The following is a 25795-nucleotide window of genomic DNA, read 5'->3' on the forward strand; positions in this document are numbered from 1 at the left end:
AGCTAAAGCAGTTATGACTAATTCAAAATTTAAGTACACTGTTATATTATGTTTTGTTTTTAAAATTTTAAAGCATGGATTGAATTTCTGCTTGAGATAATGCTTTTTTGAAAATTCTTAAATCATCCATGGCACTTTCATCAGATAAGTGTCCCCAACCTGTAAATCTAGGAGCTCCTGACATTATAGAAAGTATATCACAACCTGTCCAATCTACACCTGAGAAGGTGTTTTGACTAACTATTTGACCATTTATGTATACAACACATTCAGTACCTGAAATTGTGAAAGCCATTTGCACCCATTGTGGATTTGCAGGATCTAAATCAGCAGCTGAACCTCCATCAAACCATGCTTCTCCACTTCCTGTTCCAACATTTAATTTAAAACGTTGCATGCCTCCTGCATTTTCGCGGAAAAATCTAAATCCGCTGTTTCTGTTATTTTGTGCATCAGGGTTATTTACATCTGGCGGACCAATCACTAAAATACCAGCTCTATCTGGCGCAGCATCAACTTTGTAATTAAAGACAGCCGAAAACTCATTAGATAGTAATTGATCAGTAGGGAAAGTTAAATATGAATCTGCGGCTCCTTCATAGGCGCTAGTTCCTTCAAAAGCATCAGAGGTAAATCCTGGATTTCCTACTTCAGTACAGTCTTGATCACTGTAACTTTCTGTGTAACTCCCATTAAAGTCTAACTTAAATATTTCGTCTGCTTGTGCAATTAATTCTATTACTTCGTCTTGACTTAAAGCCATATTAAAGATTCTCAGTTCATCCATATAACTTTCATCAGCATTATGTCCCCAACCTGTAAATCTTGGTGCGCCTGACATTATAGAAAGTATGTCACAGCCTGTCCAATCTATCCCTGAAAAAGCATTTTGACTTACAACTACTCCATTTTTGTAAACGACTGCTTCTGTTTCTGAAATTGTGAAAGCAAAATGAACCCATTCATCTACATTAGGATCAACATCTGCAGCAGCACCGCCATCAAACCAAGCTTCTCCACTTCCAGTTCCTATATTTAATTTAAAACGTTGCATTCCGCCTGCATTTTCACGGAAAAACCTGAAACCGCTTGTTCTGTTATTTTGTGCATCTGGATTACTTTCATCTGGCGGTCCAATAACTAAAACGCCTGCTCTATCTGGTGCAGCATTAACCTTTAACCAAAAAGAAGCACTGAATTCATTAGCCAATAAGCCATCTGTTGGAAATGTTAGGTAAGAATCTGAAGCTCCAGCATACGCACCTGAACCTACGCGACCTTCCGAGGCAAAGTTAGGACTACCAAATTCAGTTGCGCTTGTTACTGAAACTAATTCGTTATAACTACCGTCAAAATTCATGTAGAACGTTTCTCCAGGAAAAAGCGGAGTATATGGAGGTTCTTTACTAAAGTTAGACACTGATGTAGTAACATTGCCCGCTAAATCTGTGGCAGAAACTTCTAAAATATGATCACCCGTTGTAATGTTGTCATAAATAAATTCTTCATTAAATATTCTGAAGTCTAGAAACTCATCATAGGAAGCAATTTCTTGTCCGTCTAGTTTAACGCTTACAGATTCTATTTCTATGTCGTCTTCTGCTCTAAATTTAATTGTAGTAGAAGCTATAAGATCTGGCACTTGAATTGAAAAACCATCAACAGGTTTTTCAATTGTTACTGTTGGTGCACCAGCATCTGGTCCTGGATCTACTTCTGTTATTGGATCTATCTTATCTTCACAAGAGAGCATTAGTATCAGTAATAATAACCCTAAGCTGTATTTAAATATTTTTTTCATTTTTCTTCGTATTAGTTTTGTTCCAATGGCAATAAATCCAACTGTTCTTGAGGATAAGGCAAAAATTTATCATCTTCCGTAAATGTTCTTCCTTCGTAACTTAGTTCACTAAATTCATTTAGTCTAATCATATCAAAGTAACGGATACCCCATTCCATAGCCAATTCTGCATATTTTTCGTCCATAACATCTTGTGCGGTTACGCCAGAAAGCGATGGCATTCCTACTCTAGTTCTTACCATATTAACGGCTTGATCTGCACTGATACCGTTACCACTAGCACCACGAGTTAATGCTTCAGCATACATTAGTAATATTTCAGCATATCGAATGACAATGAAATTTTTACCAGAACCATAATCGTTTCTACCAGTAGTTAATTGGTTTGATGGTAAATAGTGTTTTCCGCTGCCAAACATTGCTCTTGGATAATTGTTAAATACATCACCATCTAATGTTACGTTAGATATATAATTTGGTAGTGTTGTATAGCCTGGATCTTCCATAATTTCTTCTATACCTCTTGGAGTGAAGTTAACACTGGTTACCAGTCTTGTTTGCTCTCCTCTATCTATCATAAACTTGATAAATTTTAAGCTTGGCTCATAAAAACCCCAACCGCCTGACGCAGTTTCTACAAGTGGATCCCAACTAGATGGTCCAAAAGGCGCATATAAGTGATTACTTACTGGACCTGAATCTGAATTGAAATCTGAAAATTGTAATTCAAAAAGATTCTCATTACTTAACTGCCCCGGCTTTTTGAAAAGCTCGTAAAAATCTGGGTAAAGCATAAATTTATTAGAATTGATTATTTCACCAGTTGCATCAGCAACCAATTGATAATTTTCTAATTCTAAGTTTGCCATAGCTTTTATTGCAAGGGCAGTATATTTTGTTACACCTCCGGCAAGATCAGTTCTTTCATTAGGTCTTGCGTCTGGTAAAAACGGGATCGATTCATCCATCAAATTAGATATGTATTGCATTACTTCTTCCTTGGTGAACACTCCATTATCTAGTTCTTGTTCAACATTTGTAGAAGTGATGATAAAAATATCTCCCCAGAGTTTGGACATTTGTAAATGTTGAAAACCACTCAATACTTTAGTTTCTGCAATATATTGATCGGCTAAAGCTACATCATCACCTGTCGCAAATTCTTTGTATTGTTCAATAGTTTCACGTGCGTTGTTAATATCTAGAATGTCTCCATAAAAGTTTACCCAAACTTGATTGAACATCCAGAATCCATTGTCATAGTTGAATAAATCAGTTTCAGCAAATAAAGGTTGATCTCCTAATCCGCCGGCGTTTACATCATCACCTCTTACTCCTACAAGAAGAGGATCTTCCCATCCTCTTGAATAGGTTACTGCATATGCTCCAACAAGAGGCAGTATCATATCGTCAGTTTGAGTGAAGTCTAAATCTCCAGTTGCTAACTGACCATCATTTTCTTCTAGCAAATCATTACAGGAAGTTAGTACAATACAAGCCATAAGCATAAATGGCAATGATTTGAGTTTTTGTCTTAAATTTTTCATATTGCGCTTTTTATAGTTTAATATTTACTCCGAAGGTATATATAGCTGGTATTGGATACGTTTGTCTATCTACACCATTAGCTACTTCTGGACTAAAACCGTTGTATTTAAATATTGTTAGTGGTCGTTCTGCGGTAAAGGTTAGTTTGAATTCAGGCATATTTTCACCCAATTTCTTCAATGGTATTGTGTACGCCAATTGCACATTTTGAATTCTAAAGAATGATCCATCTTCTATAAAAAATGTGCTTAACCTTTGGTTCCATGCTTTTCTACGTCCGGCAGAAGATGGATACGAGTTTGTAGTTCCTTCTCCATGCCATCTATTTGTTGCAAAATCAGCATCTATATTTGTGTCATTCGTAAAAATAACTTCACCACGTTTACGATTTAGGATTTCATTACCTGTTTGACCAGCTATTGCCAGAGAAAAGTCAAAATTCTTATAAGAAACTTGTAGATTTCCACCGTATGTAAACTCTGGTAAATAAGATCCTATGACTACTCTATCTTGATCATCAATAATACCGTCACTATTTTGGTCTTTGTAAATAAAATCACCAGGTTCTAAATTGTTATCTACAGCAATTGGATCATTTGCTACTTGCGTGTCATTTTGGTAAACACCTTCTACTTCCAATCCGAAAAAGGCCTCAACCGGTTCACCTAGGATAGATCTTTGGCGAAATTCTGCGCTACCAGTATCTAAATAACCAAGATTATTGTTGATTTTGGTCATTTTATTTTTAAGCGTTCCGATATTTCCATTTACTGAAAAACTCCAATCCTTATTGAGACGTTGACTCCAACCTGCTGCGACTTCAAAACCTGTGTTACGCATTTCTCCTGCATTTTGTAAAACTGTGTTACCAGCTATAGGCTGTATTACAGGAATTACTAGTCTTTTTGTATCTCTTGTAAAGTAATCTACTTCTAATGATAATCTATTGTCAAAAAGTTTAGCACTAATTCCAACATTGGTTTCTTCTAATATTTCTCTCTCTAAATCAGTAAAGTTGTTTGTACTTATAATACCATTCGTTAAAAGATCATTAATTGCAGTAGTTAACGTAGAGACTGTTCTTGTACCTGCACTACCTGTAAGAGCTCCATTTGGTAGTTGCCCCCAACTCCCTCTCAGTTTTAAAAAATTAATAACACCATTATCCTGCATGAAGCTCTCCTCAGATATAACCCAACCAGCACCTATACTACCAGTACCTAACCATATTTCTTTTGGAAATCTACCGTCTCCTTCATATCTATATGTGGCATTAAATAGGTATTTATTTTTATAATTATACTCAACTCTAGATAGGTAGGCAATTGAGTATAAACGGTCACCATTTCCAATTACTTGATTTGCAAACGAACCTGGATCAGCAAAATCTAGAAACCAAGAACTTTCTAGGTCAATTCCAGTAATATCATCTCCTGTTGCTTGAAGCGCCTCAAATTGTTGATCTCTGTAAGAAGCTCCTGCAATAGCCGTTAAATTATGGTCACCAAAAGTATCTGTATAGGTTAAAATATTATCCCAATATTGATTGGAAGAGTTGAATTCTGCTCTTCTAATGGAAGATACTGCTCTTTGCGAGTTCTCTGAGATGAAATAAGGCAATCTTACATTTCTTTCAGACGTTGTGTTATAATCATGGCTATAAAATGTTTTAAACTTCAATTTCTTTGGTATCAAAGAATATTCAATAAAAGCACTTGTTAATACACGTCTTTGTTTTACCCTGTTATTGTTAAAAGTCATTACAGGAAATGGATTTTGAGCACCTCTATACCCTAAAAGTGTCGCATCTGAAAAAGCAGTTGGTGTAGCGTTTTCATTTTGAGTATCGAATACAGGAAGAATTGGCACAGCAAAGTATGCTTGAAACCAAGCTCCGTTTTCAGGATTGAACCTTGCACTATTACTAAACAAAGCATTAGCTCCAACCTTAAATCTTTCTGATAATTTCACTTCAATATTTGACTGAACATTAAATCGTTCATATTCATTTTCCATATCCAGAATACCTTCTTGGGAAAAATAGCTCGCATTGACTCCATAGGTAGCACTTTCTGTACCTCCTGTAACTCCAAGATTATGACTTGAAATAGGCGCAACTCTTAATATTTCTCTATACCAGTCAGTATTTACGTTTGGAAGATTTGGATTAATTCTACTTCTTCCATAGCGCTGTATAGCATTTGCTACAAACTCTATATCTGCTTGAGAACCGGATTCTAAAGCCATCGTTACAAACTGTTCTGCATTTGCCATTTTTACAACATTCTGAGCTCTTTGATAACCAGTGTATCCGCTGTAAGTAAATGTAGGTTTGCTATTCAGTTTTCCTCCTTTGGTTTCTATTACAATTACACCATTAGTCCCTTTTTGACCAAAAATAGCTATTGATGATGCGTCTTTTAAAACAGAAATACTTTCAATTTGACTATTGTCTAAAAAATCAATATCATCATAAAATACTCCATCAACAACATATAAAGGAGCTCCTCCTGCTGAAAAAGAATTGACTCCACGTATTCTTACTGTAGGTCCAGCTCCTGGAGAACCATTACTAGTTATTTGTAGTCCAGCAACTTTCCCTTGTAATGACTGCACAATATTACTATTAGGCGTTTTTTCAATATCTTCAGCTTTCACAGTTGAAATTGCTCCAGTTAAATCTATTTTTTTCTGAGAACCATATCCTACAACAATAACTTCTTCTAAAGAATTAGCATCTTCTTCCAAGGCAATATTGATAATTGTTTGATCGATTACTTTTATGGTTTGAGACTTATATCCCAAATAACTGAAGCTTACTTGCGATCCTGATTGAAGAGTGAGTGAATATTTCCCATCAAAGTCAGTTGATGTTCCTCTAGATGTACCATCGACAATTATACTAACACCGAATAATGGCATTCCATCATTTGCAGATGTTACTAAGCCGCTTATCTTTTTTTGTTGACTCCAAGAAACTAGAGTAAAGCAAAGTAATAATATACTAAGTTTAGCTTTCATAATTAATTAAATAGAATAGTTGATTAATTTCTGGCAATTTATAACCTTATCAATAAACTTATAAATATGATTTTACACTTTAATTACGCCAAAATTTCACACTACTATAGAAGTCAGCAAAAACAGTGACTTGACGTAGTGTTAGTTTGAAGAATGAATATGAGTGAAGTCTGTTTTTTAATAGAATGACGTAGTAATGAAGTAGTGAAAAAGTGCAGTTTTCGTAATTTTACTACATATTTATTTAATATTTAATAAATAATCAGTTAATGAAATATCATTTTCTAAACTTAATTTCTTCTTTAAGCGATATCTATGTGTTTCTACGCCTCTTACAGAAATATTCATTAAAGGTGCAATTTCTTTGTTTGTTAAATTCATTTTGATGTAGGCACAAACCTTCAAATCTTTTGGAGTTAACATAGCATGTTGCTCTTTTAGCTTTGCAAAAAATTCATCATGTACTTGATTGAAATTTTCTTCAAATATTTCCCATTCGTCTTTGTGCTCAATAGAATTATTTAGCTTTTTGATAAGTCTTTTGTAGGAGTAATGATCTTGAAACTTATCTTTATTAACAGCTAGTTCATTTTTAATATCTTGAAGTACTTCATTTTTCTTAACTAAGGCCATAGCATTATTTGCCAATTGCTTACTTTTTATTGTTATTTCATTTTGTAATGATTCATTCTTTAATATTACAATGTGTTTTTCATTTTCCAGCGTTTTTTCTCTTAAAAGCTCTTCTTGTTCTTTTTGATGTTTGACTTTCATCAAATGCTGTTCTTTGCGAATTTTTCTTTGATGTAAATAGTAAAATACACCTATCAACCCTACTATCAATAATGAATACAATACTATTCCAGGAAATCCTTTATACCAAGGAGGTGAAATGTCTAATTTTATAAGACATTCTTCAGATGTATTGTTTAAATCATCTTTTGTTCTCAGTAGAATATCGTATAAACCATAATTAATATTACTTAGTCTAAGGTTGCTTTTTTCTATTTTAAACCATTCTTTACTTAATGAAGGTATACTGTATTCAAAAAAATGATTTTCAGACCTCGATGAGGAGAGTTCTATATCGATACTTTCATCATGCTTTAATTCAATAGTTTCTATATTTTTTTCGGACAGTAGAACGGCTTTACCATTTATTCGGACAGATTCTATTGTTGGTTTAAATACCATTACCGAATCTTTAGAAGTATTATTTATAAGTATAAAACCATTGTTTAAGTTCAGAGCGTAGAGTGAGTCATTTATTTTAGAGACATGTTCATAGTCTACGATATACCTATTCTTTATGAAGCTATTATTTATCTTTCTTTCTTCATTACTATCATTGATATATTTAAATCTTATTACTCCCGTTTTATCCTTGAGAACTATAGGACTCGTTGACTCTTCTGAGATGATATAGGTGTTTTTTCCGAATTTCTCATCTAGCAATTTAAAAGCAACAATGGAATCTAATATTGGTTCGTATCGTTGCCAGCCATAATTCGTTTTAAAAACAATATCATTTTTTAAATTATAAACTCTTGGGTTATATTCAGAATCTAATCCTTTTTTTCCATAGTTAGTTATGTTAATGATGCTATCAAAATACTTACTAAAATCAACTTTGTAAACACCTTTATATGCATGTGCTACCCATGCCGTATGTGAATTTTCAAAGACTAAAAACCTTGATGGAATTGTAGTCTTTCCCATGTGTTTAACTTCCCATTTCCCATTTCGTAATTGAAACTTTATTAAACCTGCATAAGTACCTTGAATATATAAATTTTCATGTTCAGGCACCTTGTGAATAGTCCATCCGCCATTGAAGTCAGATATTTGTTTTATTTCATTTTTGTTTACTATAAAAGTTCCTTCATTATGACCACAGAACAAATAGTTGTCAATAATTTTCAAATCCCAAACCTGTCCTTGAGAACCATTTACAAAATGCAATTTACCACTCTTATCTAAATAGAAAAGTCCTGTATTGGTTCCTATATAAAGTAAACCTTTATGCTTAACAATATCATATACCGCACCTAATTTACCCGAAATATCATTAAAAAAATAGTTTGTGTTCTTTAAGTCAATTGTAGCTATTCCATTGTCTAGACCAAGCCATAATTTATGATCATTATCTAGAAATTGACCTAAGACTGTATTGTTTAAAAGTCCATTCTCTTTACTAATATGAAATTTTACAGCTCCTTTACTGTCTGCTATATAAATACCATCTTTTATGGTTCCTAAAACCATGTCTCCGTTATTCAGTTGCGTAAACCTGTTTAACTGATGTTGCTTTATTTTATCATTAAAAGCATATTTTGTAGGTATTAGTTTGCCTGAATTTAAATAATAACTTCCTTTTAACGAAGTCATGATTACATATTGATTTTCTTTTTTTACAATAGAAATGATATTTGTATCCTGGAGGATTTCACTTGAAAAGAAATGTACTAAACTTTTATTTTCTAGTTTGTATATCCCATGGTTTAAGGTTGATACTAATAAGTCATCATCAACTAAGGATAAAGATATTACTGCTGAATTAGAATGAATTCTATTTACCGTTTTAAAGTCATATACATAAATGCTTGCAAAAGACCTGAATATAATTTTATCCTTGTAGCTTAAAATTTGCCATATTTCTTCATTAGCTGCAATTTCAGATTTTATTAAATCACTTAATGATGTATACACTAATTCTCGATATTCATTCTTTTTCCAATAACCGAACTCTTCAAAAGAACCTGTAAAAATTAAATCATCATATGTTAATACAGATCTTACAGTTGTTTGGTTAGGCAATTGAAACAATTCCCAACCTATACCATCATATTCTAATAGACCAATATTGTTGGCTACATAAACTTTTCCATTATCAGATCTACATACATCCCAATTCTGATTACCTGCAAGATATTCTGCTATGGAGTAATTATTAATATTAGGAGAAAACTGACCGTAACAATCTATTTGAAGAATAAATGCAAAGAATAAGAAAATAAATACTTTTTTCATTCTATACTTTTTTTGGGGAAACACTATGAACGTTTTTAATTATAACAATTCATTTAATGTTAGATATTAAACTATTAAATATTAACTAATTTATGAAAAAAGATTCTTGAAACTACTAATAATTTGATCTAAATTATTAGAATATTATTTTATATTTTTTAGTTAGAAATAAAATTACTTTCCCAAAAAAATAAAATCTCATTAAGCAAGTAAAGTAAATCTGTAAAAGCTTTGTATTCTATGAGATTATAAATTACATTTAGTTCTTAAAACTGTATTACCATGATTATTTTCAACTTAGCTGCGATTGGCGTTTTATTTATTGCTGCTTTATTATCTATTCCGTTTTTTATTATTTATGCATTTGGAGGCATGAGTGAAGATATTTTAATTATCTGCGTTAGTTGGATGATTTTAGTAGCTTCCTTTATTGGAAAAGCAACAGGAACTGTTGGTCGTTTATTTTTTATTCCGATGTGGTTGTTGAGTATTCCATTACCGTTTGTAATGACATATGCGAGATATGAATGGACAGGAATTGGAGTAACTTTTGGGATTTTTGTTGGGTTTGTCGGTTTACTTCTAGGATTTATGTATTACGGTGAAAAGAAACGCTTAGGTAAACTTCGCTCAGAGAAAATTGAATTTCCAGATAGAGATACAGACCCAGAAGTCTATTGGGAAGCTGTAAAAGAAAAGTTTTTCTCTCCAACGTTTATAAAAATGACTCCCGAAATAGGACGCTTCAATATTAGAGTTGCCGAAGCATTGCAAAGAGAAAATGTTGAACTCACAACTCTCGAAGCGTATAAACAAGAAATGGGTAAAGCAGGTTCTAAACGAAAAAAGATTGATGATACTGCTGAGAAAAATTTAATGGAAGAAATTGACCAGAAAATCATTGCCCTTCAAGAAGCAAAAGAATTGCTGGAGAAAGTTTCTGGATAAATTCTTATTATTTCTTTAAATATATACTACCAACAAATTGGATTTCCAGAACAGGTTCTAGACGCACAATTAAGCGAAGGTCTTGGCGGTTCTAAATAATTTACATTTGTTTCAACAGACATATATTCATCATTTCCTGCTTTAATTTTAAGAAGACTAGAAATAGAAATTTTATTCAAAAAAAGATGTTTGTTTATTTCCCTCATAACTTGTCATTTAAAAGATTAATACTAATCATATGACATCAAAAAGTAAGCCAAAATAGGATAACTTTTTTCAACAAAATTAGCTAGACTTTAACTCTTTGAATAGATTTTATACGGCTTTCTAAAATTGAATTTTATAAAAAAAAAGCTGCCCAAATTCAACAAAAGGCAGCTTTTAAAATTAGTCACTAAACTAACTTAAATAAACACTTAATTTTTATTTCTTATAAACAATTGTTACAATCTGCTTCTAAATTGAACAATGTAGTTACATCATTAGGATTTAAGGCCGTTTTATATACACGTATATCGTCTAAATGACCTTCAAAACCATTCCCTAGAATGTAATTCATCAATGGAGAACTTCCAATGTCTATAGAAGCATTTTCATCTATATTACGCTGTATACCATCACGATATAAACGCACTGTATTATTTTCATCAACCGTAATGACTAAATGATGCCAATTGGTTGTATCTGTTGGCAAATTAGGATCTACATTCCATGGATCATCCCACAAACCGTAGCCAGAATCTGCATCACTAAATACTGGCGTGTTTAAATCAAAGACACTGATTTGAAAACCTTCACTGACTGCACTTCCTTTTTGGAATAAAATTTCATAGTTGGAAGGATCTACATTTTGCATTTTAAACCAAAGACTTACAGAAAAAGCATCTCCTTGCACAATTTGATTTGTGTTTGTAATTGGTATTTGTATGGTTTGATTTCCATTAAAAGCAATAGCACAAGTACTGTTTCCTGCTCTGTCAGAAACATAATTATAATTTCCTGTTGCTTCCCAATTGCTCACTAAGTCTTTTGTTTCATTGGCAAATGGCATATAGAGAATCAAATCGTCTGGCAATACATTTGCTAATGGATTGGTACAACAATCTTCTACTGAAATTGTAATTGTATAAACTTGAAATACTCCTGTCATATCTTGTATTCGCAAATACAAGATTTCTTGTGGAGCAGAGTTTGTATATATTGTTGGAATTGGAGCCGAATTCGAATCAGCATCAGCCGCTGTAATGTGAAATGAAAAATCATAAGCTTGTGTACATGTAACGTTTGAAATAAACAGTTCTTCCAAATTCATCTCCACAAAACCATCATACGGGTTTTCTTCGTCACAAATCGTCGTTTCTATATTTTCAAAGCATTCAAAAGCTGAATTGTTTTCACAAGATTTTTGCAACGTAATTTCTTGATTTCCGCTATGTAATTGTAATTCATTTTCACTACATTCATCAATAATCCAAGTTCCATTGAAGGCAGAAATTTCTGTTTCGACATTACTTATGTTTAAAACTAAACTTCCTTGCGAAACTGTAACTTCCCAATTACCTTCATACACCATACTACTTGAAGGTTCAGAAGAAAAAGTAAACGAACCATCTTGATTGAAATAGAATTCATATGGCAACTCCGTGTTTCCTGCAAAGTCAGTAATTCTCCAGAAACAATCTAGTAGATTTGCCATTACTTGTGTTTCTGTGCAATCTTCATCATTATAGTTATTATCATCATCTTCATCGCAGGTATTTTCCGCAGCAGCGATTGCCGCTTCTAAAGCTGAGTTACTATTTACGGTAATTACTGTTCCATCAGCTTGTACTAGACTTATCGGATAATTTATACTTGCAACCACGCCTTCTGAAAGCGTTTCCAAGAAATAATATAATTCTTCATCATGTGTAATTGTTATCGTTTCAATGACTTCAAAATTCACATTAAAAATGGCAACACTAAACGGATATTGAAAATCTATACATTCTATATCAATATCTGGCTGATTTGGTCCTGAGCAGTTTGAAATTTGAGATAGTAATGCTGACTGATTTTCTATGACAATTTCTGTGTAATCGCTTAAAATGATTGTAATTGGATAGCTGATATCAACTGTATTCTCATCAGATTGATTCAAAGCATTTATAATTGCAGCGTAATCATTAGTAGTGTTTACCTCAATAGTTACTCCATTTACCGTAACTGTAACAGGTAAATCTACGACAAAACAATTTGCATTATCTATACTATTATCTACCGAACCATCGAGTAATGTCACACGTTCCATTAATCTTGGCAAGGTTGTATTAGGAACCAAAGTTGCAGTTGTATCTGGTTCAGAAACTTGTGCATTTTCTTCCTGACAAGCATAAAAACAGTAGCATATCACAAGGAGTAATAACAGTTTTTTGAAAGACTTCATTAGGGCAATTCTATTCATATAATCAGTGCATTTACATACTCTAGCTTTTTAGTATGCTATTATTAAAACAACTTCGAAGGCAAAATTCCCACCTTTACTTATAAAAAATTTATGTTTACTTTTAGCCCACAAATTAACCAACTCACATGCCAAAATCATTACAAGATAACATCTGTAACGAAAAATTGTTTTCTATATTTTTTAAAAAACATTATCAAAGTTTGTATGCCTATCTGTATTACAAATTTGGTGATTACCTAAATCCAGAAGACAAAGCACAAGAAGCATTTACCAAGTTATGGCAAAATTGTCAAAAAGTTACACCTGGAAAAGCAAAAAGTTATGTTTTTACCATTGGCAATAATATGATGTTGAATGAAGTGAAACATCATAAAGTTGTATTACAGCATCAAAAAATTAAACCAAAATCACACACCAACGAGAGTCCTGAGTTTGTCATGCAGGAGAAACAGTATTTAGAAAAACTACAAGCTGCCATTGCAAATTTAACAGAATCTGAACGTACTGCTTTTTTAATGAATCGTGTAGAAGGAAAAAAGCATAAAGAAATTGCCGCAATACTTGAAATTTCTACCAAAGCAGTAGAAAAACGAATATATAGAGCATTGAGTAAATTGCGAGAAGAGATTAAAGAATTATGATGTGTGATTTTTGTCTAAGAATACCATACAACGCTAAAAAATATAAAAAAGTATATTTTATTAAATAATTAGGGTAGGAATTTTAGATAGCAAATTGTTATATAGATAAGTAACGATTATGAGACGAGAAGAATTAATACAAAAATGGCTAGATCATTCGTTGTCCCCACAAGAATTAGAAGCTTTTAAGCAACTAGAAGATTATGAGGAATTAACGAAAATGAACAATGCCTTACAGTATTTTAAAGCACCAGAAGTTGATGTGGAAGCTGCTTATGATACTGTAAAATCTACAAGAAAAGACACTGTAAAACCTACTTCATGGTTCAAGCCTTTACTAAGAATTGCGGCAATTCTAGTGATTGGATTGGGCACGTATATGTACGCAACATTACCAACACTAACAACTATTGAGACTGTTGCAGCTAACAAAAAGTTAGTTGAATTACCTGATACTTCCGTAGTAACATTGAATGCTGTATCTAATTTAGCATTTGATAAAGATTCTTGGCAGAAAAAACGCGAGGTAAATTTAGAAGGTGAAGCATATTTTAAAGTAGCCAAAGGTGCTACCTTTAGTGTGATTACCGATAGCGGAATCGTTACTGTTTTGGGAACACAGTTCAATGTAAAACAGCGTGATGATTTTTTTGAAGTATTTTGTTACGAAGGTTCCGTAAAGGTACATCACAACAATACTGATGTGATATTAACACCAGGACAACGCTATTTGATACTTAATGGGAAACAATTGCAAGACGAAGAAGAAAATCTAAAAGAACCTACATGGATACACAATGAAAGTTCTTTTAAAAGTTTACCTTTACAACAAGTTATTCTAGAATTTGAACGACAGTATAATGTAACGGTTGATGCCAAAAATGTAGATACTTCTCAAATATTTACGGGAAATTTTACACATACAGATATTGATTTGGCATTGCAATCTATTACACTACCGTCACAATTGAAGTATCAAAAGAACCAAAACTCGATTATTCTAAAACGTGACTAAAAAACGCGTACTCTATTTTTTCACTTTTTCTGTATTCTTTCTTAGTTTTCAATGTGTTAACGCACAAGAAAATCAAGAGAATAAAGTTTTACTGTCTAAATTATTACCAAAGATTCAAAAACAATATGATGTTGTGTTTTCGTATGTAGATAACACATTAGATACTGTTTTGGTTACTCCACAAAAAAAAGATATTTCATTACAAGCATTGCTAGATGGTTTTGAACTGGAAACCAACTTAAGATTTACAATTATTAATGGTCGCTATATTGCTATTACCGTTTTTGCAGATCAAATTCAGGAGTTAGACGAAGTATATTTAACTGAATATATTGCTTCTGGAATTTCTACAAATAGAACAGGACAAGTTACTATAAAGCCTAGAAATTTTGGAATTTTACCTGGCGTTACAGAACCTGATATTTTACTCACAATTCAAGCATTGCCTGGGATTTCAAGCATAAACGAAACCGTTTCTAATATTAATATTCGTGGAGGAACAAATGATCAGAATATTCTACTTTGGGACGATATTAAAATGTATCAATCTGGTCATTTCTTCGGATTGATTTCTGCATTTAACCCTTATTTTTTAAAGAAAGTAACCGTTACTAAAAACGGAACAAGTGCCAAGTTTGGCGATGGTGTTTCTGGAATGATTGAAATGCAACTTGATCAACATGTAAACGATTCTTTGATTGCTGGCGCTGGAATGAATTTAATTCATGTAGACGGTTTTGCTAAGCTTCAACTGAACGAAAAGATGGAAGTACAAGTTTCAGCACGTCGTTCGATTACAGATTTGATAGAAACACCAACATACGCCATCTATTTTGATCGTATTTTTCAAGATACTGACATTACCAATAACAATCAGAATACAAACAATACGACTACAACAAATAGAGATTTTTATTTCTATGACATGAGCACGAAGTTCATTTATGATATTTCTAAAACAGATAATTTACAGTTTAGTTTTTTAAATATTTTTAATGATTTGAGTTATACGGAACAAGCAACGCTTAATAATGAACAACGCGCTGTAAATAGTGGAATTACACAACGAAATTTAGCTACAGGTTTGACGTACAATCGCGAATGGTCACCTGCATTTTCAACACAAATACAGTTGTATACTTCTAATTATAATTTGGAAGCAACGAATTTTAATATCACCAATAATCAGCGTTTGTTTCAGGAGAATGATTTGGCAGATAGTGCTATTAAGCTTCATACAAAGTATCGTATCGATGAAAATTTTACCATAGAAAGCGGATATCAGTTTTCAGAGATCGGAATCACGAATATTCAAGATGTAAGTAATCCGCGATTTCGAAGTGACCGTAAAGATGTGATGCGAAATCATGCGCTATATTCTCAGGTAAATTATTTTTCTGATAGTTACCGAACTATGATTACGTTTGGAATTAGAGGAAATCGCTATGGAAAGATTGACACCTATCGCTTTGAACCAAGATTGAATTTTAGACAGCAGTTTTCAAATCATTTTAGCTTGTTAGTTTTGGGTGAATATAAAAGTCAAGCCATTTCACAGATTATTGATTTACAAAACGATTTTCTAGGCATTGAAAAACGTCGTTGGACACTGGCAAATGGCACTTCTGTTCCATTGATTGAAAGTAAACAAGCTTCTGTAGGCGTACAATACAATAAGAATAATTTGTTGGTTAGTGCTGAAGCTTATGTGAAAGATGTAGACGGAATTACGACGAGAAGCCAAGGTTTTCAGAATCAGTTTCAGTTTGTCAATGCCGTTGGAAGTTATACCACGTATGGAATTGATGTTTTATTCAACAAAAAATGGCACGATTTCAACACATGGCTGAGTTATTCTATTAGCGAGAATACTTATGAATTTATGTCACTTAATAATGGTGCACAGTTTCCTAATAACATAGATATTACGCATAATTTAACGCTTGGTGGAACGTATTCTTGGAAAGATTTTGAATTTTCTTTAGGAACGTATTTCCGTTCTGGAAGACCAACAACTTCTATTGGAAATCCAGCTGTAGTCAATGGCGAAATCAATTATAATTCTCCTAATGCTGAAAATTTAGAAGATTATTTTAGAACCGATTTTTCTACAACGTATCGTTTGACTTTATCTAAAAAGAAGAAAATTTATGCTAAAATCGGATTGTCCGTTTGGAATGTATTCGATCAACAAAATGTGTTGAATGAGTATTATAATTTAGATAATGAAATTGTATCTGAAATTCAAAATCGTGCTTTAGGCATTACGCCTAATGTGAGTTTTCGTGTCGATTTTTAGATATATTCGATACATCTTTTCCAGAATTTCAAGGAAATTACGACATCCTGCTTATTTCACATTAGAATATTCTTTAGCAAACAAATTGATCACTTTTAAATACTAAATTACGATTCTTAAATCCCAGATTAACCTCTTTTTCGTATGATTATTTCTTCAATTCTTTTAATATGATTTCAATTGCTTTATCTAATTGTGGCTTTTCATTTTCTAAACGTTGTTTGAAGTTTTTACCAACATACACATCTGGCGCAACTCCATTCGTTTCTAAGTCCTTTCCGTCTAAAGTATAACAACCCCAAACTGGTAATCGATAAGAAGAACCATCTACTAAAGATCCACTTGTTGTAAAAATGATCCATCTGTACGTTTCTGTTCCTACAATCGTTCCCAACTTTAATTCCTTAAATCCAGCAGCTGTCATTTCCGCATCCGAAAGAGATTGTTCATTGATTAATAAAACAATAGGTCTGTCGCTGTAACTAAAATTAGGCTGACTCGTTAATTCTCCTTCTCTATATTTCCAGCTTAAGTATTGTTTTTGGCGTAAAAAGTTTAGCACTGCATCGTGTACATTTCCGCCAGTATTGTAACGTAAATCTAAAATCAAGCCATCTTTGTAAGCTTCATCACTCACCAAATCATAGTAAAATTTAGTCAGTTCTCTACCTGTCATGTCTTTCATATGTACATATGCAATCTTATTTTTTGATTTTTGATCTACATATGCTTGATTTTGATCTTGCCATTCATCATAGAGTAAACTTTTTAGGTTTGAAGATGATATTGAATGTACATTTACAGAAAACTCTTTTCCTTCTCTACTAAATGTCAACTTCGTTTCAGCGTTGAATTTCGGATTAGCAAAGTATATTTCTCGGTTAGAATTCTCATCTACTTTTTTATCATTTACAGCAACAAGTTTGTCTCCTTTTTGAAGGTCTTTTCCTTTGATATCCGTTGGTCCTTCCGGAACAATTCTTTCTATCACAAACGGACGATCGTTATTGAATATAATTCCAGTTTCTGAAGTTGTGGTTCCGTGATAGGTATTTTCTTCTTTTCCATATGACCAAAAACCAAAGTGAGACGTATTTAATTCGCCAAGCATATCATTAAAGATCAATCTTAAATTTCCTCTGCTGGAAACATAAGGTAAATATTGAGCATATTCATCTCTTAATTTTTGCCAGTTTTCTCCATGAAATTTTTCATCATAAAAGTTCTCTTCCATTCCTGCCCAAGCTTCATAATACATTTGATCAAATTCATCAGCTAATGATTTATTGAAACGATGATTAATTGCAATCGGTTTTAACTTATTTCCTTCTAAGTTTACTGAATTTATATTTCCTCTTGATAACATATAATGTTTTTTAGCAACAGTGATAAATTGATAACCGTATATTGTTTTATCACTAAACTTAACTGTTTTGTCATCTTCAAAAGGTTCTAAAGTTGTTTTCCACAGCTTCCATTTTCCTTCATCATGATTAGATAGATATAGAATATGTGTTTTGTCTCCATTCTGTACAACAGTGATATCACTTTGATTTCCAAATGTAGGACTTATCCTTTTGAGCCTATTCATCAATCCTTTTTGGTTGATTGAAACCGTAACTTTTTCTTTCTTTTCTGTGTCTTTTTTATCTTTTGACTTCTTGTCTTCTTCTTTAAAAAGCTCGTTTACTTTGTCTAGTTTAAAAGGTTTTTCATATTTGTCTAAAGCCATTTGATATATTTTAGACTTTCCATTTCCACCACTTGGAAATTTTGGTTGTGTTCTTTCGGAAGAAAAGTAAATATATTTCCCATCAGATGACCAAATTGGTGCACGTTCTGTAACTTTGGTTTTGGTAAGGTTGATCGTCTTTTTGGTCGTTAAATTGTACACAAAAATATCTCCTTCAAAATCTCTGTAGGCATTGTACATGATATAGTTTCCGTCAGGCGAAAAATATGGGTTCGTATTGTAAATCCCCCACAACTCATCTTTTAAGATCAATTCGCTTTTAAACGTTTCTAAATCGAGAATGTAAATTTCATTTCTACCTCTTAAATAGACTCCTTTCGTTTTGTCTTTATCAAACGTAATTTGTCTGTTGTTACTCGTTGTTTTGGTAAGTTGTCTTGTCTTAAATTTTTCGTTAGCACTTGTTATAAACCAATTGTAATATCCTTTATCAGATCTTGAAAATAATAGAGAACTATTATCTTTTAACCATTTTACTTCTTTTACTGTTTCAAGTGGATTTGTCACTATTTCTTTTACAAATTTTCCTTTTATGTCAGAGATAAATAGTTTTCCTCTCGCAATAAAAGCCATCTTTTTTCCATCTGGAGAAACATCAAAATATGTGATTTTTCCTTTTATAGTATACGACTGTTCTTTTTTGAGTGTAGAATTGTTATTGATATTAACCTTTAGTTTTTTAGTTGTTTTTTTAGTGGTATCGTAAACAAATAATTGATAGTCTTTCCTAAATACTACTTTTTCACCATTAGCACTTACTTTAGGCCACATTATAGATGTAGGGAAATTAGTTAGCCGTTTTGGAGTTGTGTTTTCGAATGTATATAAGTTGTATTCGCCATTGTTACGGTCTGATTGAAAATATATATTTCCAGCTTTATCTATGCTTGCTCCAAAGTCTTTTCCTCTGTACGTAGTGTGTTGCGTATATTTCTTTGTTTTCTTATTGTATGATTTTATATCAGGATTGTAATCACCTTTGTATCTTTTTCTATGCGCGTAACGTGAGCTTTCCCAAGATTCATTAAAATAAATATCTTTTGTTTTTGGATGTTGAACTACATTGTGTAATGTATTAAAGTAATGCTTGAATGTTCTTGTTGGTGTTCCTCCTTTTATATTGACGGTATAATTCGTCATAGAATTGTATCGGCTAGATATAAAGTTGATTGTTTCATTATCCCAATTCCAAGAAGAAACTTTGTCATTAGCTTGATGAAACGTTAATTGAGTGATCTCACCACCTTTTAAAGGCATGATATATACATCGTAATTCCCGTATTGATTGCTCGAAAATGCTAACCATTTTCCATCTGGAGACACACTTGGATCAGTTTCAACTCCTTGCATAGCGGTTAACCTGTAAGCTTCTCCTCCATCTGAAGAAACTTTCCATAAATCTTCTTCATAGCTAAATATGACATACTTAGCATCTGGTGTTAATGTTGGTTTTAAGGTAAAGTGAGCATTGTTTTTTGTTTGTCCACTCAAAAAGGACATACTTAAGAAAAATAAAAGGGAAAATATTTTTTGAGACATAACTAATATATATATTGTTTTTATTCAGCAAAAAAATATGTATAGAAGCTTTCTAGTTGTGTAAAGATGCTTCTAAAGCTACACTGAACAGAACGAAGATATAAACTTAAATCTTACTTTTAGGCGTAAGTCATATCATTCGACAATTTTTAACAATTATCTTTTTAGTTTAGAAGGATTTGAATAAAAGCATAAGAAAATACTTATAGAATTATTCACTATATAATTGAAGAAGTTATAATTATAAACAACATCCAAGCTGACAATTCAAATTTATTATTGTCAGCTTGAACGAGTTAAAATATTTTATAGAGATTACATACGCTCAGGAACTTCAATTCCTAGTAAAGCAAATGCGTTTTTGATGGTATCTCCTATTTTCTTTGATAATTGTACTCTGAATTTTTTCTTAGCTTCATCAGTTTCTCCAAGTATGGAAACCATTTGATAGTATGAACTAAATTCTTTTGAGAGATCAAATGCATAGTTAGCAATTAGCGCAGGACTTTGGTTATTTGCTGCATTTTGAATCACTGAAGGGTAATTAGATAATACTTTTAAAAGCTCTTTTTCCTTTGCATGTAATTCAATTCCTTTGATTGTTTCTGAATAATCAAAATCTGCTTTTCGCAAAATCGCTCTTGTTCTTACATACATCATTTGAATGAAAGGTCCAGAATCTCCATTAAAGTCTATTGACTCTTTTGGATCAAATAGAATACGTTTTTTTGGATCAACTTTCAGCATCTGATATTTTAATGCGCCCAATCCTACTTTTCTGTGAATACTATTCTTTTCTTCTTCCGAATATCCATCTAGTTTTCCTTTTTCATTCGCAATCAGATTAGCTGTTGAAGTCATTTCAAACATTAAGTCATCAGCATCAACAACAGTTCCTTCACGACTTTTCATTTTTCCGCTTGGCAAATCTACCATTCCGTACGATAAATGGTGTAAGTTTTTAGACCACTCAAAACCAAGTTTCTTTAAGATCAAGAATAATACTTTAAAGTGATAATCTTGCTCATTTCCAACTGTATAGATCATTCCGCCAATATCTGGATAGTCTTTTACACGCTGAATAGCCGTTCCGATGTCTTGCGTCATATATACCGCAGTTCCATCTGCACGCAATACAATTTTTTCGTCTAATCCTTCATCTGTTAAGTCACACCAAACTGAACCATCTTCTTTTTTGTAGAAAACCCCTTTTTCTAAACCTTCGTTTACAAAGTCTTTCCCTAAAAGATACGTATCACTTTCATAATATAATGCATCAAAATCAACACCTAAGTTTGTGTATGTTACTGCAAATCCGTCATAAACCCATTGATTCATTTGTTTCCACAACGCAACTACTTCTTCATCGCCAGCTTCCCATTTACGCAACATTTCTTGCGCTTCATTCATTATTTCTGTTTTGTCTCTTGCTATTTTAGTTACTTTTCCAACCTCATCAGCAATTTTACGTTCTAAGTCTGTAGCAGGTTTTACAAGTTTATCAAACTGCTTTACTTTCTTTTCAACAGCTGTTTTTTCTTCCTCTGTAGCTTCTTCTAAAATTGCTTTAGACACACTAGAAATTAACAGATTATTATTAATTACTGTTTCTAGTTTTATACTAAAATTATTTCCTAATTGCGCTATCGCATCATGATCAAACTTAGCTATTTCTTTTTTTTTCTTGCTGTCTAATTTTTCAATCAGAGCATTATGTTCCTTGATATTCGCTTCTAGCGCAGTTGGAGGATCAAAATGATTATTTCTGTAATTTTCAAATATTGGAGCAGCTTGTTCTCGAAGTTTTGATTCGAATAATACATAGTAATTTCCGACCAACTTATCACCTTTTAAACCTGAAGATTGTGGTGTTTCTCCATTTCCAAAACGTTTCCAAGCCAACATGGATTTACATATGTGAATTCCACGATCGTTGATGATTTGTGTCTTGTATACTTTTTTTCCAGAAGCTTTGATGATTTCTGAAACACTATATCCTAATAAGTTGTTACGAATATGACCTAAGTGTAAAGGTTTGTTGGTGTTTGGCGAAGAATATTCGACCATTACAGCACTGTCACCTTTTGTTGGAGTTAGATGTCCGAATGTATCATTTTTGTTCGCTTCCGCGAAGAAATTCAAGTAATATGAATCATCAATAACAAGATTTAAAAACCCTTTTACCGCATTAAAACGATTGATTTCTGTTACGTTATCTGCTAAATACTGTCCTAACTCTTCTCCAAGTTGCACAGGATTCATCTTTTTAACGCGCATCATAGGAAATATCATTACTGTAATATCACCTTCAAAATCTTTCCTTGTAGCTTGAAATTCTACAGTATCTAATGTAGTGTTATATAAGGTTTGAAATGCTTCTTTGACTTTTGCTGTTAATACTTCTTGAATATTCATTACTCCTAAAAATTAAGGTGCAAAGATATTAATTATTGACAATGAACAACGAAAAGTTCGTAGAGATAATTGAGATTTATAAACTTGTAAGGTCTTCAAGTGTTTTGTTATCTAAAACAGCCAACATATTATCACGTACTTCTAACATAAGTTGATGCAGTCCACATTTAGTTTCATCGGGACAATCATCGCATTTTTCATAAAAGTTTAAACTTACACAAGGTAGCATAGCAATTGGACCTTCTAAGATTCTAATAAGTGAAGCTACCTTTATTTCATTTGGTGTTTTGATTAAATAATAGCCTCCGCCTTTTCCTTTTTTTGAACCTAATAATCCGTTGTTTTTGAGCTGTAATAAAATTGCCTCAAGGAATTTTTTAGAAATGTTTTCTTCAGTAGCAATTTCTGAGATCAACACAGGTGCGTCATCACCTTTTCTGGCAATGTAACTTAATGCTTTTAGTCCGTATTTTGTTTTTTTAGAAAGCATGTGTAATCAATTTCGAATAATAGTAACGTTTTCGAGGCATTACAATCTAGCGAGTAAAAATAATTGGTTGTTTGTTAAAAACAAAAGTATTCTTTAATAATCTATAAATTTTATGGAGATATTGCCAATTTCACTAAGATTTTATATGTTTTTTACATTTTTTATATATTTTCAATAAAATTAGGTCTTCAAAATACAATTCTGTTAAATCATAACTGTAACTTTCTCATACTCTGTAGTTTTATTTTTAGTACTTTAGCCAACAATCATTATTTATAATTAACATATTAACATGAAAAAAATCGTATTATTATTGCTTTTAGTACCTGTATTAGCAATGAGTCAAAAAATTAAGATTAAAAAAAATAAAGTGCTTTTTGACAAGAAAGAAGTTGCCATTATAGAAAAAGGTAATGAACGAAATAAGCATACTTTTAAGTATTTATCTGGAGAAAAAGCTTTTGACGCACATTACAAAGCCATTTCTATTTCTTCTATTCAAGATCATCAATATTTAGAAATGACTTCTGCTGATGGGCAAAAAACAGAGATTCCATATGAGATTTTAAAAACTTCTTTTAATTCTAAAAAGATTATCATTCGCTTACTGAGTGAAAAATACGGTTTAATTGACGCTGACGGAATTAACAAAGAAGCTGTTGCTGCTTTTTTTGCGGAAGAACGCGAATCTATCAGTGAGAAATATATGCAAGCTGCGGCAAAAGCAAAGATGGAAGCGGACGAACGCAAGAAAACAGTTGGTCGTTATAAACCGTATGTAAAACCTAATGGAACGATTACTTTTGGTGGTTCGCAAGGAATTAAAATTGTTGGAAAAGTATATTATTCAGCGAGTGAGAAAGCGTATGCAATCACAGATTTAGACGGAATTAGAGTGGCTTCTGCTACAGAATCTCGTAAAACAGGTTCTACAGCAGCAGTTGTAAAAACGTATACTGATGAGACTTTTGAGTTTGACGAAGGTTCTAAAACTATGTTTACCAATCGCTTTTCAAGAACATTCGGACAATTGTTTGTAGAAGCAATGGTAGGTCGTGGATATGTTTTTGGCCGTCAAGCTAAGAAACACATGAGCGATTTACGCAAAGAAAAAGTAAAAATCGCCAAAGAAAATAGTGTCAATTTATATGGTGTTCCTGGAAGTATTACTGATAAGAAAGGAAAAACGTATACTGGAACTGTATATGTGATTTTTGAGAAACTTCAGATAGAACCTGGACAAGAAGTTTCTGGTTTGCACGATATGAATTCTATTGATAACTACGGAAAGTATATTAGCATTCGTTATAAGAATGATAAAGGAAGAAAGCGTATTAAGAAGTTTTCAGCGAAAGACGGAATTTCATTTACTGCTACAGATGAAGGTATTGAGAAAACATTTTACGGTATGAAAACAAAAGGAAATGCCATGAAAAAGTTATCTAATGCTGCTAATTTCGGATTTAATAATTCATATTTTTATGAGAAGATTTATGAAGAAAATGGAAACATGCTATTGGTAAAACCTGGTGAAGAAGGAACATATGTGATTAAAGTGAAAGATCAGAAGGTTGGTTTTATGATTGACGATCGTAAAAACGAGAAGATTTCTAAAGCGATGGCAAAGTATTTAAAGAAATGTAAACAGGTTGCGAGCGATTTGAAAGCTGGAGAATTTGATGTGAAGAATGAAGAGAATTTAAAGCAAATTGTTCAAGAATATACTGATTGCGGAAAGTAGATGTATTGAAACAATCATTTAAAATTTAAATGATTCTGAAAATATAGAAAGCCTGAGAAGATTTGATTCTCAGGCTTTTTTATATCATGATGAAATCGAACTAAATTTCGATTTGACACGTTTTTAATAATTTATTTCTTTGGTAAGAAAACCTCAGCCATCATACAACGAGCACTTCCACCACCACAAGCTTCAATTGTATCTAATGAACTTGACAAGATTTTACAATGTTTTTCTATAGCTTGTATTTGATTTTCTGTAAGCGATTGATGTGCAGCTGCACTCATGATTAAGAATAGTTCGTCATTAGCACCTTTTACTTGCAACATGTTTCCTGCAAAGTTGTTGACTTGCGCTTCTGTGATAGCGATGATTTCTTTTCCGTCTTCTTTGAGGTGTTTTTTTACGTTGTTGCGTTCTTTTTTGTCATCAATAGATTCTAAACAGATTACTGCAAATGTTTCTGCCAAACACATCATTACGTTGGTATGATAAATGGCTTTTCGCTCTCCATTTACTGTTTGATTGGCTGTAAAAATCACAGGCGTATATTCAAAATCTTCACAGAATTCAATAAAAAGTTCTTCATCTGCACGTGGAGATAAAGCACAATATGCTTTTCTATTGACTCTGTCTAATAGTAAACTTCCTGTTCCTTCTAAAAAAATTTCTTCTTCTTCCGCAGACGTGTAATCAACAATATTTTCAATATGATACCCTGCTTTTTCCAATTCAGTCAATACATCTTCTCTACGTTCTTGACGACGATTTTCCGCATACATTGGATATAAACCTACATTTCCGTTTTCGTGAAAAGAAATCCAGTTGTTCGGAAATATTGAATCTGGAGTATCTGGCTCTTTTGTATCCTGTATCACAACTACATTGACACCAATTCCGCGTAGTTTTTCTACATATGCATCAAATTCTGCTGCTGCTTTGGTTTGTACTGTCTCTGGCAAGATGCCATCTAATACTTTTTGATAATAATTGTTTACCGCTGTTTGTTCGTTCATTCGAAACGCAACCGGACGTACCATAAGGATTGTGTTGGTAGTTTGCTGCATAGTATATCTAACTTTTAGTTATTGATTTTTAAAGTGATAAA

General features: G+C 32.5%; 15 protein-coding genes. 5 read left to right on the forward strand and 10 right to left on the reverse strand.

Annotation, left to right across the window (positions count from 1 at the left end):
* Positions 1 to 67: 67 nt before the first annotated feature.
* The 4 genes from ACOQOS_RS09045 to ACOQOS_RS09060 form a co-directional block, all read right to left on the reverse strand.
* Positions 68 to 1801, reverse strand: a complete 1734-nt coding sequence (locus tag ACOQOS_RS09045; protein WP_420574650.1) for a LamG domain-containing protein — start codon at positions 1799 to 1801, stop codon at positions 68 to 70.
* 11 nt (positions 1802 to 1812) lie between these two features.
* A complete protein-coding gene (locus ACOQOS_RS09050) occupies positions 1813 to 3348 on the reverse strand; it encodes a RagB/SusD family nutrient uptake outer membrane protein (protein ID WP_420574651.1) in 1536 nt (511 codons plus the stop codon).
* A gap of 10 nt (positions 3349 to 3358) precedes the next feature.
* A complete protein-coding gene (locus tag ACOQOS_RS09055; protein ID WP_420574652.1) occupies positions 3359 to 6370 on the reverse strand; it encodes a SusC/RagA family TonB-linked outer membrane protein in 3012 nt (1003 codons plus the stop codon).
* Positions 6371 to 6610: 240 nt separating this feature from the next.
* Positions 6611 to 9400, reverse strand: coding sequence for a LuxR C-terminal-related transcriptional regulator (locus ACOQOS_RS09060; RefSeq protein ID WP_420574653.1), 2790 nt, complete (start codon positions 9398 to 9400; stop codon positions 6611 to 6613).
* 282 nt (positions 9401 to 9682) lie between these two features.
* Here ACOQOS_RS09060 and ACOQOS_RS09065 point away from each other — a divergent pair, with 282 nt between their 5' ends.
* Positions 9683 to 10348, forward strand: coding sequence for a hypothetical protein (locus tag ACOQOS_RS09065; protein ID WP_420574654.1), 666 nt, complete (start codon positions 9683 to 9685; stop codon positions 10346 to 10348).
* Between the two features lie 26 nt (positions 10349 to 10374).
* On the opposite strand, the gene ACOQOS_RS09070 is transcribed toward ACOQOS_RS09065, so the two are convergent.
* Entirely contained in the window at positions 10375 to 10554 is a 180-nt protein-coding gene (locus ACOQOS_RS09070) for a hypothetical protein (protein ID WP_420574655.1), read from the reverse strand.
* A gap of 224 nt (positions 10555 to 10778) precedes the next feature.
* A complete protein-coding gene (locus ACOQOS_RS09075; protein ID WP_420574656.1) occupies positions 10779 to 12773 on the reverse strand; it encodes a LamG domain-containing protein in 1995 nt (664 codons plus the stop codon).
* Positions 12774 to 12919: 146 nt separating this feature from the next.
* Here ACOQOS_RS09075 and ACOQOS_RS09080 point away from each other — a divergent pair, with 146 nt between their 5' ends.
* From ACOQOS_RS09080 to ACOQOS_RS09090, 3 genes are all read left to right on the forward strand, one after another.
* Complete coding sequence (locus tag ACOQOS_RS09080) at positions 12920 to 13435, forward strand: RNA polymerase sigma factor (RefSeq protein ID WP_420574657.1); 516 nt, start codon at positions 12920 to 12922, stop codon at positions 13433 to 13435.
* Positions 13436 to 13553: 118 nt separating this feature from the next.
* Positions 13554 to 14450 (forward strand): FecR domain-containing protein, encoded by an 897-nt coding sequence (locus ACOQOS_RS09085; protein ID WP_420574658.1) that lies wholly within the window; start codon positions 13554 to 13556, stop codon positions 14448 to 14450.
* Positions 14443 to 16749 (forward strand): TonB-dependent receptor plug domain-containing protein, encoded by a 2307-nt coding sequence (locus tag ACOQOS_RS09090; RefSeq protein WP_420574659.1) that lies wholly within the window; start codon positions 14443 to 14445, stop codon positions 16747 to 16749. The genes ACOQOS_RS09085 and ACOQOS_RS09090 overlap by 8 nt, the downstream gene beginning before the upstream one ends.
* A gap of 148 nt (positions 16750 to 16897) precedes the next feature.
* Here the strand turns inward: ACOQOS_RS09090 and ACOQOS_RS09095 are convergent, their stop codons facing one another.
* The 3 genes from ACOQOS_RS09095 to ACOQOS_RS09105 all read right to left on the reverse strand — a co-directional run bounded on the left by ACOQOS_RS09095 (position 16898) and on the right by ACOQOS_RS09105 (position 22946).
* Positions 16898 to 20002: a S41 family peptidase gene (locus ACOQOS_RS09095; RefSeq protein WP_420574660.1), complete on the reverse strand. Its 3105-nt coding sequence runs from the start codon at positions 20000 to 20002 to the stop codon at positions 16898 to 16900.
* A gap of 354 nt (positions 20003 to 20356) precedes the next feature.
* Complete coding sequence (argS, locus tag ACOQOS_RS09100; RefSeq protein ID WP_420574661.1) at positions 20357 to 22456, reverse strand: arginine--tRNA ligase; 2100 nt, start codon at positions 22454 to 22456, stop codon at positions 20357 to 20359.
* A 76-nt stretch (positions 22457 to 22532) separates the two neighbouring features.
* Positions 22533 to 22946, reverse strand: a complete 414-nt coding sequence (locus ACOQOS_RS09105; RefSeq protein WP_420574662.1) for an RrF2 family transcriptional regulator — start codon at positions 22944 to 22946, stop codon at positions 22533 to 22535.
* Between the two features lie 292 nt (positions 22947 to 23238).
* On the opposite strand from ACOQOS_RS09105, the gene ACOQOS_RS09110 reads away from it, so the two are divergent.
* Complete coding sequence (locus tag ACOQOS_RS09110; RefSeq protein WP_420574663.1) at positions 23239 to 24687, forward strand: hypothetical protein; 1449 nt, start codon at positions 23239 to 23241, stop codon at positions 24685 to 24687.
* A gap of 131 nt (positions 24688 to 24818) precedes the next feature.
* Here the strand turns inward: ACOQOS_RS09110 and ctlX are convergent, their stop codons facing one another.
* Entirely contained in the window at positions 24819 to 25754 is a 936-nt protein-coding gene (ctlX, locus tag ACOQOS_RS09115) for a citrulline utilization hydrolase CtlX (RefSeq protein ID WP_420574664.1), read from the reverse strand.
* Positions 25755 to 25795 lie beyond the last annotated feature (41 nt).

Source organism: Kordia sp. (assembly GCF_965224175.1).
Lineage (GTDB): Bacteria > Bacteroidota > Bacteroidia > Flavobacteriales > Flavobacteriaceae > Kordia.